Below are 10,516 nucleotides of genomic sequence, written 5' to 3'. Positions count from 1 at the left end.
TTCCATGCCGAAATTCGGCAGCGCCAGGGTCTCTCCGCGGGCAAGGGTTGAAAAGACCTGCAGGTTGAAATTGCCGGCCGGATTGAGCGGCGTCCAGCCGGGACCGACAATGTGCCCGGGATGGATGATGGTTGCCGGAAATCCGCGAAGCCTTGCCTGCTGCAGCAGATAGGTTTCGATTGCCGCCTTCTGCGTCCCATAGTCGCCGAAGGGAAATTTCGGCGTCTCCTCCAGCGTGGGTGCGACGGTCGAATGGCCATGCGTCCAGATCGTGCCGGTATGCAGGAAGTGACCGACATGCCCTGACAGCGCCGTCACCAGATGCTCGGCACTTTCCAGCGAGAAGCAGATCATGTCGATGACGATGTCGGCTTTCACTGCACGCACGGCCGAGCCGAAATCACCCGTCTGCTCCATGGCTGCCCGGTCCATCTGACGCTGATCGACGGCAGCCCAGGCGTGGTTTGCCGTATAGGGCTTTGCCGTGCCGCGGCTGATCGTGACGACGTCGTGACCGGCTTCCACCAGACGGGGAACGAGATAGGTTCCGACATGGCCCGTTGCTCCGATTACCAAAACCCGCATCGTCGTTCCTCCCTTTGGTTTCCGCGCCGAATATGCTGCGCTCTCAGGTGATCCTGCAAGCAGACTTTTCGTGATCAAGGGGCTGGACCAGGCCCGCTATCGATTCTTGAAAACAAGACAGGTGCCGCCGTGTTTGCGGACCTGGTTGCAGAGGTCGTTGGCTTCCATGCGCGTCTGCCGGCCGATGCGGGCAGCATAACGCGGGCGAAAACCAAAGCTGCGATCGCGCTGGCGCAGGATCAGCGGTTGCTCCGCATTCAGGGGCGCAGGCAGATCCTGCACGGCATCGAGAAACATGCGCCGGGCGACCGCGACATTCGCATTCGCCGCAAGCTGGACGCCCCAGGGAGCCCATTCACCCTCCTGACGCCAGGGCGTGTCCTTCAACGTCCGTCTCTCCGCAAGCGCCACGCAGCCATCGAGGAAGGACTTGTCCTTGTCGAGCGGGGCGGCCGCATCTTCCGGTGGGTTATCCTTCCATTCCTCGACCGTATGCGCGGTGATCGCCATGACGTAGCCACGCGTCTCGTGAGGTAATCTGCCTGACGCAAGGTAAGTGGCAAGGCCGTTTTCACCGGCATTATAGGCGGCGGCGGCAAGGCCGAGATTGCCGAAACGATTGCGCAATTCGTCGAGATACTGCGCCGATTTCCGCAGCGCTTCCAACACCTGGTAGCTGTCTTCGAGACCGCGCAGTTTCGCCGTTCCGGGCATGAACTGCGCAATCCCCTGCGCTCCCTTGAAGCTGACTGCATCAGGGCGAAAGGTGCTTTCTCGCCAGATGAGACGGGCGAAATAATCCGCTGGCAATTGATTGGCGCTGGCGAAATGCTCGATCGCGACGCAAAGGTCGTAGTTGAAACTGTCTTTCCGGATGCAGAGCGTCTCACCCGATCCCGTCGCCGAAGGTCCCGAATACAAGCAGACCGGCGGCCCGGCGCTCCCCTCAGGCTGGGCCTTTACTGTGTCCACGGCGGGAAACAGAAGACAGAGCCAAAGCATGGCCTTCGCCGATCTCCTCGCAATGTCGGACTGACGCTTTCGGCGTATCATCGGATCTCGGCGGGTTCGAACTTCCATCTCGACGCTCGATTCTAGATACCATCGATCAAAGCGCGACGCTTCCCCATTTCCATATCTGCACCCGAATTGGCGCCAGGAACGCTGACAGGTTTTTAATTTCGCCATCGATTTTGGAACAAACATATTCGGCCTGCCATGGTCGCAACGCTATTCTGCTCATCAGGAATGCCTAAGCGAACGAGGATAAGCAGATGATTGATCTCCACTACTGGCCGACGCCGAACGGCAAGAAGGTTTCGATCTTCCTGGAGGAAACGGGCACGCCCTATCGGCTGGTGCCGGTCAATATCGGCCGGGGGGACCAGTTCAAGCCTGATTACCTCAGACTCAACCCCAATCACCGCATGCCTGCCATCGTCGACCACGAACCTGCCGATGGCGGCGGTCCGTTGAGCGTCTTCGAATCCGGCGCGATCCTCTTCTATCTCGCCGAGAAAACCGGCAAATTCTGGCCGCAGGATCTGCGCGGCAAATACGCTGTCACGCAATGGGTGATCTGGCAGATGGCGAACCAGGGGCCGAAACTCGGCGAAGCCGGTCATTTCCGTCGCCTTGGCGATCGCGAAGGCGACCAGTCCTATGCGGTGCGACGCTTCACCGACGAAGCCAACCGCCTTTACGGCGTTCTCAACATGCGGCTGCGCGATCGGCGCTATCTTGCCGGCGACGAATTCACCATCGCCGACATCGTCAGCTATCCCTGGACAGTCAACTGGCAGGCACAGGGTCAGGACATCAACGAGTTCAAACATTTCAAGCGATGGTTCGAGGAGGTCGGCGCAAGGCCCGGCGTTCAGCGCGGCCTTGCGGTCGGCGCCGATCTTAGCACCGACAATAGCAAGCTCTCCGAAGAGGAACAGGCGCGCATCCGCAAGATCCTCTACAACCAGCGCGCCCTTCCCGTTCCGGATTGAGCCTAGCAATTCCAGCCAAAGTGCGCAGCGGTTTGCGTCCGGAATTGCGCAAAAGCAAGGCGCAGCGGGGCGACATTCTTCCAGAATGCCTGCACGAAAAAGCCGCCGGGCCATATGGCCGCGGCGGCTTGGGAATGGCTTGAAAGCAGCAATCAAGCCGTTGGCTGCTTGGTCTTCCTGAGATAGGGCAGAACCGTATCGAAGGAGCCGAAACGCGTGATCGCGTCTTCGTTGGAAACCGCGGCGGTGATGATGACGTCCTCGCCCTGGTTCCAGTTCGCCGGTGTGGCCACCTGGTGCTTGGCCGTCAGCTGGATGGAATCGATGGCGCGCAGAATCTCATTGAAATTGCGGCCCGTCGTCATCGGATAGGTCAGGATCAGCTTGATCTTCTTATCGGGACCGATGATGAAGACCGAACGCACCGTCGCATTGTCGGCAGGCGTGCGGCCTTCCGAGCTCTCGCCGGCGCCGGCCGGCAGCATGTCGTAGAGCTTGGCGACCTTGAGGTCCTTGTCACCGATCAGCGGATATTCGACGTCGAAGCCGGTGGCGGTCTTGATGTCGTTCTTCCATTTGGCGTGGCTTTCGACAGGATCGACGGAGATGCCGATGATCTTGGCGCCACGCTTGGAAAATTCCCCGGCCAGGCCGGCCATCGCGCCGAGCTCGGTCGTGCAAACCGGCGTGAAATTCTTCGGATGCGAAAACAGGACGGCCCAGCCGTTGCCGATCCAATCGTGGAAGCTGATCGGTCCCTGCGTGGTGTCGGCAGTGAAATCGGGAGCGATATCGTTGATACGCAAGCTCATATGTTTATCCTTTTCCAACTATACAAGCGACAGCCGTGTGATTGAGAAAGTCACCGTTTATTGGTGCTTGTCAGCCCACCTCTGGATGCCGCATGAAGTGTATCGAACACCCATGTTACCGAAGTATTTCGAAAACGAGGTCGTTCTCGGTTCACTCATTCCTAGGCCCTGTTGACAAAGTGCCTTTTCAAATCAGGTAGGGTCTGATTCAAGGCTGCTTTTTAGGAGGCAGCAATGGCGCGTGGAGACCTAACCGACGCAGAATGGCGGATCGTGGAACCACTTCTTCCTGCAGAGCGTGGCCGTAAATCGCGACCCTCGCACGATAATCGTCAGTTCATGAACGGCATGTTGCATGTCCTTCGGGTCGGCTGCCCGTGGCGTGACATGCATGAGCGATACGGAAAGTGGAATTCAGTCTACGTCCGGTTCCGTCGCTGGGCCGAGCAAGGGGTATGGGATGCACTTTTGGAAACGCTTGTCGAGCTTGGCCTTACAGATGATTGGCAGCACATGCTGGACAGCACCACAGTTCGAGGCCATTCACAGGCAGCGGGCGCTAAAGGGGGACTCATAAGGAGGCTTTTGGTCGATCACGCGGCGGCTTTACGACAAAAATCCACGCCCGAGCAGACGGTCAGGGCCGCCCTCTTGGCTTTGTCCTGACGGGTGGCGAAGCCTCTGACTATCTGGCCGTTCCAGATCTTCTCGCAATGCCGGTAAACAGGCCTCGTCGTCTACTCGCCGACAAGGGATATGATGCCGACAGCATCCGCCAGGAACTTCTCTTCCACGGAACACGCCCGGTTATTCCGCCACGAGCAAGCAGAAAAAACCCACCGAATTGCGATTATCATGCCTATAAGGATCGCAATCGCATCGAGCGGATGTTCAACCGGATCAAACAGTTCCGCCGCATCGCTACGCGCTACGACAAGACCAAAACATCATTCGCGGCATTCCTGGCGATCGCCGCAGCGAAGATTTGGCTGCCCCACTTTGTCAACATGACCTAGCTGACCTTGCCGGCTTGGAGACGAGATACATCAACGTGGGGTTTACCCCGCTGACCATTAGCGCCGGAAGCAGTAGGGCCTGTCACCAGCTGACCAGACGGCTGCCCGGATTGTAGGAGACGGCCTGGCGGAGCCGGCGCGCCACTCAGGGCACGGGCCATGCCGACAACGGCAGCCACTCGATATACCTCGGAACCGACTTGGTAATGATCGAGAAGACCGCGAGGGAAAGCGTCGCAACGATGCTGAAAAGTACCGCCGCTGCGATCCCACAGCGCCATAAGTCCGCTTCCTCGTCTGAGTTTCGCTCCGCCGGGTGGGGGCACCGTTCAGCGTGCTGTTTGGCAGGGACCCTAGAGCCGGCTGTCTCGCTCAGCAATGCTTTCAAGCTGCCCCATCTTTGCTCTTTCGGCGGAGGTCGCTGATTGCTCACGGACCCGTCGCTGCCAGCACCCCGAACTGGTTCGTCGACCAGTCGGAGGCTGGCTATGGCACTCTTACCAGTGGGATCGTCCGGGTGGCCTCGCATCCATGTCTCCTCTGTTCCAGGAGCACCACAGTCATCAGGTTCCGTTTCGCCAAGATTTCGGGGCACGGCGCTATTCTTAAAGATGAAACATATGTTTGCTTCAGCTTCGATTTTCGGGAGGTCCGCCACGGTGCCGCAAGCGCAGCAATATTGCCTGTAGGGGGCGATTCTTAAAGGCGAACCATGCCAGCAAAGGGCTTGAGCCTAGCAGGACAGGGCACGAAGAGTTTTTGATGCCACGAACATCGCTGTGAGCATTTCTGTCGAGGCGCCGGTCAGACGGTGATGACCTTGCGACATTCCGAACTCACGACTGCAGCATAATTTCATATGCAACATTCGTTACAGCCTTGGACACGAACGCGAAACGCGGCCACGCGAGTCTGTTATCCGCAGCTGGTTGCAATTTCATGGAAATTGGAAACGACGTCGTGAAAGTATATCACTTGATTACACCACCTTATTTGAAGAGAAAAGTAAGCAGCATCAATATCTTCAGCGGGTGCATTTCACGTCTGTCGAACTTAAGCGGGCTTGGATTTTCAGGCCCTGCTGCGCTCTATTTTTCTCCATATTATCCGCTTCCTCAGGATCTCGTTTCAGGCGATTTTGACGGATATGACACGGCGCCGGACGAAGAAATCCTAGTACTGCCACCAAAGTAACGGCCCGACGGGGTACTCGGAATTCCTTTGCGCCCCCACGATGTATAGGTTGACTGGATGCGGCAACAACCGGCCAAGCACAGCACAGGCTAAAGCTGAGTTAACGCAAGGCGCTTATGAAAACCGGAGGGAAGATGGTCTCAGATCAAGGAACGTTGCCCAGCGCCTTGGCTGCCGTCACGATCTCTAGAACGGCAATCTCGCGTTCTCCTTGACTTCCTTCATCACGAAGAAGGTCCGCGTCTGTCTGATGCCGGGGAGCGCAATCAGCTTTTGACCGTGGAGCTTATTGAAATCGGCCATGTCCCGCACCCTTATCTTCAGCAGGTAGTCGAAATCACCCGCCACGAGGTTGCACTCGAGCACTTCCTTCATCACCATTACGGCACCCTCGAACTCTGCGAAGCTCTCCGGTGTTGAGCGATCTAGCACCACTCCGACCATGACCAGTGCGCCTAGCCCGACGGCCGTCGGCGCGACTTCGGCGCGAACGCCTGTGATGAAACCTTCCTCGAACAGCCGTTGGGTGCGCCGATGACAGGTGGCGGCGCTAACACTGACCCTTTCAGCCAAGTCAGCGTTGGTAAGACGACCTTCAGATTGCAGCGCACGCAGGATTTTGAGATCGATCCGGTCGAGTGACTCTTCGGAAGATTCTTTCATTTTTTGCTTAGTTTGCATACCTATTCGCCGAAACTTCCCGTTGAACAGCTTATCTTCGATCAGAGAAGAAGCAAATAAGAAAGCACATTTCGCACATTTTATCCTAGTTTATGCCACGAATTAGGGAGATCCGAAATCATGTCACCTTTTCCGAGCGATGATTCTTGGCGCCGAGTTGCGAACTCGGAATTATGCGGGGGCGGAGCAAATTTGCAAACCGTTGGCAGGTCTGAGATCAGCGGCGCGTAAAACTAACCATGATGCTCGAAGCCTGCGCCGAAGTCGGTGAATATAAGGAGTGCTTAAGACCAGCAAATCGCACTTGCGGTCCTGCCGATGAATCATTGCGCCACTCAGGTCTGTAAAACCTGGCGCAGCATAATTGATCTCAATCGCGCGGCGCCACACACGTCTCTCGTGTTAAATGAAATCGAATTCGGAAAGCCGGCCGTGGGCAGAGCGCCACGTCTCTCCGGAAATGGCAGGGCCAGAAGTTATCCTCACCGTACGGAGCCATCGATCATGTTGAAAATATCACATCCGCTTTGGGCAAGCTGATTGTCTCACGTCAGGTTCTCAGCCCCTCTGACTGCAGCCCCGCCGGCGCAACGCCAGCGAGCGGCTTCGTAGTCGCTCATGGAGGAGAATTCCGATCAGCCGTATGGCTGTAGATCGTGTCCCTTAGATGCCTCACGTGTTCGTTGAGGGTCGCAAGTTGCGCTGGTGTTTGAGCGGAGGCAGCCAATAGCGAATCGCCGAGACATGCAGCGCGCGATGCCAAGGCTCGTCCCTTGCCCGTCAAGGCGACGAAGACCTGCCGTTCGTTTGTCGGATTGCGAGTCCTTTTGAGCAGATTGGCAGCCTCGAGCCGCTTGAGTATCGGCGTCATCGTGCTGGATTCGAGTGCGAGTTTCTCGGCAATTTCTCCTACGGACTGGTTGTCGGATCGCCACAGGACGTTCATTGCGAGGTATTGCGGATAAGTAAGCCCGAGGTCATCAAGCAAGGTCTTGTAGAGGCGTTGGATTGCCATGCCAGCCGAGTAAATCGAGTAGCAAAGTTGGTCGTCGAGCGGGACCGGTTTGTCGTTCGTAATCTTACGCATGTGTACTCCTTCAATCCCGAGTATACGCATTTCAATCGCGAAAAACAATATCGCGATAAATAACGTCTTGACAGGCATCCGGTCTGCAGCTAGTCATTGATTATCGCACTAACTGTTATCGCGATATAAAAGGAGACGGATTATGAAGTTTGCATTGATTGGCGCACTGGCTGCCACCAGCGTTCTCGTTGTCATCAACTCGACAAATGCACAAACAATTCCCGACACCCAAGCTGTCAAGAACGTAGTCCTTGTTCACGGTGCATTCGCAGACGGCAGCGGCTGGCGTTCGGTGTATGACAATCTCACCGAGCGCGGATACAAAGTCACTATTGTGCAGAACCCGCTCACCTCACTTGCTGACGACGTCGCGGCCACCAATCGGGCTCTGGAAAGGCAGACGGGACCAGTTATTCTCGTTGGACATTCCTGGGGCGGAACTGTCATCACAGAAGCTGGCATTGATCCGAAGGTCGCCGGCCTCGTTTATGTATCTGCCCTGTCTCCCGATGCCGGCGAGACGACCGGCGAGCAATATGAGGGCTTCGCACCGCAGACCGAATTCGTAATCGAAACCACGAAGGATGGTTTTGGATATGTAAAGCCTGAGAATTTCAAGATTGCTTTCGCCAATGATGTAAGCGATGCAGATATTGCGTTCATGCGGGACTCGCAGATTCCGATCAATATGTCGGTTTTCGGCACAAAGCTCACCAACGCTGCCTGGCGGACGAAGCCCAGCTGGGCGGTAATTGCGACCGAAGACAAAGCCTTCGACCAGAAGATGCTGATACATATGGCGGAGCGCATCGGCGCGAAGGTAACCAAAGTATCCGCGAGCCATGCGCTATTCATGACTCAGCCAAAGGCCATCGCTGACACGATTGACGGGGCAGCCAAGGCCGTCTCGAAGTAATCGTGAAATTCTGTCGGGCGGCTCAAGCCGCCCGCCTATCGCCGATGGTCGTCAGCGCCTGATGACTGAGTGGCGGTCACTATGCGGGAGATTGGCCACACGTCTGATGGCGGTCTGCTGCTGTCGTTTGAACTGGTCTCGCACTTACACCATTGATGATCACATGCCCAGTCTCAACTATATCTGTAATAGATCAGCGATAATTTGAAATACTCGGGATATCGACTGCAATAAATTTGGCGATGTAAAAACATTGAGGTTGTCGAAGGAATACTCGCGTGGAGGTTCGTCAGCAAATTGTCGTTGTCATTGGCATGACGGTGCAAGAACCGCTCGATTTCACCGCGCCAACTCAAGCGCCTGCCGATTGCCTGCAGTCCTCGAAGCGCCAGCCATCGGCAAGCGGCGACACCTCGGAATACAATTCAAGCTCTTCGGATGAGGCGGACGGCATCGATACGATGTCCAAGGGCGGTTCACAATTATCAACAATGTCTCTCATAGCGGCGGGAGTCCGATGCGACCAAACGTTCATGGCATTTTCCACCAACCGACAGGATCGGTCCAGTACATCATCTGGGATCCCGCCAGCCGTGCGTGCGCCATCATTGATCCCGTGCTCGACTTCGACAGACGCTCGGCGACATTCAGCGCCATCAGCGCTGACGAACTACTTCAGTTCGTCGGGAGGAATGAGCTGAAAGTTGAAGTAATCGTCGATACCCACCCGCATGCCGATCATATGTCGGCGGCGGCCTATCTTTCAGGCCGCACTGGCTCGCCGACGGCAATTGGCGAACGAGTGGCAATCGTTCAGCAGATGTGGCGGGAGCGATACGATCTGCCGGAACTGCCTGTCGATGGACGGCAATGGCACCGGTTACTTCGACATGGTGACACCATCACCATCGGCAGTGTCGAACTCGCGGTGGCTTATGCACCGGGGCACACACTCGCGTCGATCATTCTGTACAATGAAGACGTGGCGTTCGTAAACGATACCGTTTTCTTGCCGGACGTGGGGACAGCTCGCGCCGACTTTCCCGGAGGGTGCGCCGAAGAACTCTGGCAGACGATCAGCGCTATCGTGGCGCTTCCAAAACAGGTGCGATTGATGGTCGGGCATGACTATCCGCCGCAAGGTCGAACTGCTGCCTGGGAATGCTCAATCGACGAGCAGCGGGAAAATATCCACCTTGCGGGGCGCTCCGCCGTAGATTTCGTCGCATGGCGTAAGTCAAGAGACGCTACATTGCCGCTTCCCGACCTTATGCTGCTCGCACTGCAGGTCAACCTGAACGGCGGCCGGCCTCCGCTGAAAGCACGCGATGGGAGGCGGTTTTTGAAGGTGCCGGTTGATTGCACACATCTTTAAACGCTCACCGAGGCTGGCCTTTCGCGAAGTTCGGTGGCTCACTTACGAAGACATGGGTTGCCGACCTTCGCCGAGCTGCTCATTAGCGATGGAGGAGGACAGGATGTTTCGTGCGCCAGTATGCACTTCATCTCGGTGACAACGTCATGCCAGATCAAGCCAACTTTGTACTCAGGCAGTTTTTTCTGAAAGCGTCAGGCTATCGAGCACGTAGCGCATCATTAGGGACTTTGCTGTTGTCACGGGTAAGACCAAAACTACATCGGTTTTGTTGTAGTAGGACCGCCGCCGTCTGTATGTCCGGCACCTTGAGCGTTCGATTGCTCGGTGGTTGTATGAGGTCCAGACCGTCAAAGGCGTCCGTCACGTCGGCGTTATCCGTTGCGTTGATACGCAGTGACGTGACTTGCGCGAACTCGCTGTGGTCGAATTCATGACCCTTTCCCCCATGTGCCCCCTGCGGCATAGGCATATCGTGGGAATTCATAGCGGTGTCCGCCGAAAAACCCGGCAGGGGCATCATTCGCATTTCCAAGCACCATGTCGACGTCGCCATTTTCCAGTCTGACCAACGCATTTGCCAGGCCTTCACCGGACGCAAAGAGGTCCTGGGCGAAGCTTTCCGAAAGTAGGGCGTCAAGTTACCAACGAGCAGCAACGCCTGGTGGTCCGGCATCGCCAACCTGCCGCTTGCGCCCCAGGCGTTTTGGATTGCAGCCAATTGCCCGACCCCTGCTTGAAGCAGGGCAATCGGTGCGTTCAGGCTTTTCACGTCAGCCGGCCTGCCTATTGAGAAGCGGAACTTCGGAGATCGTCTTCAGAACCTGCGAAGCGATCTGGTAGGGGCAGCCCT

Annotated in this window: 12 protein-coding genes; 6 read left to right on the top strand and 6 right to left on the bottom strand. The window is 56.6% G+C overall.

The window, feature by feature from the left end; genetic code table 11:
• Positions 1-585 (bottom strand): NAD-dependent epimerase/dehydratase family protein (locus FY112_RS04310; RefSeq protein WP_151517795.1); only part of this gene is annotated, 585 nt, incomplete at its 3' end.
• A gap of 96 nt (positions 586-681) precedes the next feature.
• Positions 682-1,665: a lytic transglycosylase domain-containing protein gene (locus FY112_RS04305; protein WP_181018154.1), complete on the bottom strand. Its 984-nt coding sequence runs from the start codon at positions 1,663-1,665 to the stop codon at positions 682-684.
• Positions 1,666-1,859: 194 nt separating this feature from the next.
• Here FY112_RS04305 and FY112_RS04300 point away from each other — a divergent pair, with 194 nt between their 5' ends.
• On the top strand, positions 1,860-2,582 hold the full coding sequence (locus FY112_RS04300; RefSeq protein WP_151517793.1) for a glutathione binding-like protein: 723 nt from the start codon (positions 1,860-1,862) through the stop codon (positions 2,580-2,582).
• A 152-nt stretch (positions 2,583-2,734) separates the two neighbouring features.
• Here the strand turns inward: FY112_RS04300 and FY112_RS04295 are convergent, their stop codons facing one another.
• Positions 2,735-3,394, bottom strand: coding sequence for a peroxiredoxin (locus FY112_RS04295; protein ID WP_017964008.1), 660 nt, complete (start codon positions 3,392-3,394; stop codon positions 2,735-2,737).
• Positions 3,395-3,628: 234 nt separating this feature from the next.
• On the opposite strand from FY112_RS04295, the gene FY112_RS38435 reads away from it, so the two are divergent.
• The 3 genes from FY112_RS38435 (at position 3,629) to FY112_RS04285 (ending at position 5,604) form a co-directional block, all read left to right on the top strand.
• Positions 3,629-4,060: an IS5 family transposase gene (locus FY112_RS38435; protein WP_026158386.1), complete on the top strand. Its 432-nt coding sequence runs from the start codon at positions 3,629-3,631 to the stop codon at positions 4,058-4,060.
• Positions 4,012-4,410, top strand: coding sequence for an IS5 family transposase (locus tag FY112_RS38430; protein WP_254701437.1), 399 nt, complete (start codon positions 4,012-4,014; stop codon positions 4,408-4,410). Before FY112_RS38435 ends, FY112_RS38430 begins: the two co-directional genes overlap by 49 nt.
• 960 nt (positions 4,411-5,370) lie before the next feature.
• The gene (locus FY112_RS04285; protein ID WP_151517792.1) at positions 5,371-5,604 is read left to right on the top strand and encodes a hypothetical protein; all 234 of its coding nucleotides are present in this window, start codon (positions 5,371-5,373) and stop codon (positions 5,602-5,604) included.
• Positions 5,605-5,790: 186 nt separating this feature from the next.
• Here FY112_RS04285 and FY112_RS04280 read toward each other — a convergent pair whose 3' ends face one another.
• Together FY112_RS04280 and FY112_RS04275 are read right to left on the bottom strand one after the other, a co-directional pair.
• Positions 5,791-6,267, bottom strand: a complete 477-nt coding sequence (locus FY112_RS04280; RefSeq protein WP_131661387.1) for an Lrp/AsnC ligand binding domain-containing protein — start codon at positions 6,265-6,267, stop codon at positions 5,791-5,793.
• A gap of 634 nt (positions 6,268-6,901) precedes the next feature.
• On the bottom strand, positions 6,902-7,372 hold the full coding sequence (locus FY112_RS04275; RefSeq protein WP_151517791.1) for a MarR family transcriptional regulator: 471 nt from the start codon (positions 7,370-7,372) through the stop codon (positions 6,902-6,904).
• A gap of 142 nt (positions 7,373-7,514) precedes the next feature.
• Here FY112_RS04275 and FY112_RS04270 point away from each other — a divergent pair, with 142 nt between their 5' ends.
• Positions 7,515-8,288, top strand: a complete 774-nt coding sequence (locus FY112_RS04270) for an alpha/beta hydrolase (protein WP_151517790.1) — start codon at positions 7,515-7,517, stop codon at positions 8,286-8,288.
• 517 nt (positions 8,289-8,805) lie between these two features.
• Positions 8,806-9,663, top strand: a complete 858-nt coding sequence (locus FY112_RS04265; protein ID WP_151517789.1) for an MBL fold metallo-hydrolase — start codon at positions 8,806-8,808, stop codon at positions 9,661-9,663.
• A 199-nt stretch (positions 9,664-9,862) separates the two neighbouring features.
• On the opposite strand, the gene FY112_RS04260 is transcribed toward FY112_RS04265, so the two are convergent.
• Positions 9,863-10,435, bottom strand: coding sequence for a hypothetical protein (locus FY112_RS04260; protein WP_151517788.1), 573 nt, complete (start codon positions 10,433-10,435; stop codon positions 9,863-9,865).
• Positions 10,436-10,516 lie beyond the last annotated feature (81 nt).

Origin of the sequence: Rhizobium sp. PEPV16 (assembly GCF_008919455.1) — a bacterium.
Classification (GTDB): Bacteria; Pseudomonadota; Alphaproteobacteria; order Rhizobiales; family Rhizobiaceae; genus Rhizobium; species Rhizobium leguminosarum_Q.
The sequence above is the reverse complement of the archived record's forward strand: the minus strand, read 5'-3'. Positions and strand labels throughout refer to the sequence as shown.

What these genes read in the sequence shown, in the direction of transcription:
- FY112_RS04305 (WP_181018154.1), bottom strand. Translation starts at nt 1,665, where the DNA reads ATGGAAGTTCGAACCCGCCGAGATCCGATGATACGCCGAAAGCGTCAG.
- FY112_RS04300 (WP_151517793.1), top strand. Translation starts at nt 1,860, where the DNA reads ATGATTGATCTCCACTACTGGCCGACGCCGAACGGCAAGAAGGTTTCG.
- FY112_RS04295 (WP_017964008.1), bottom strand. Translation starts at nt 3,394, where the DNA reads ATGAGCTTGCGTATCAACGATATCGCTCCCGATTTCACTGCCGACACC.
- FY112_RS38435 (WP_026158386.1), top strand. Translation starts at nt 3,629, where the DNA reads ATGGCGCGTGGAGACCTAACCGACGCAGAATGGCGGATCGTGGAACCA.
- FY112_RS04280 (WP_131661387.1), bottom strand. Translation starts at nt 6,267, where the DNA reads ATGAAAGAATCTTCCGAAGAGTCACTCGACCGGATCGATCTCAAAATC.
- FY112_RS04275 (WP_151517791.1), bottom strand. Translation starts at nt 7,372, where the DNA reads ATGCGTAAGATTACGAACGACAAACCGGTCCCGCTCGACGACCAACTT.
- FY112_RS04270 (WP_151517790.1), top strand. Translation starts at nt 7,515, where the DNA reads ATGAAGTTTGCATTGATTGGCGCACTGGCTGCCACCAGCGTTCTCGTT.
- FY112_RS04265 (WP_151517789.1), top strand. Translation starts at nt 8,806, where the DNA reads ATGCGACCAAACGTTCATGGCATTTTCCACCAACCGACAGGATCGGTC.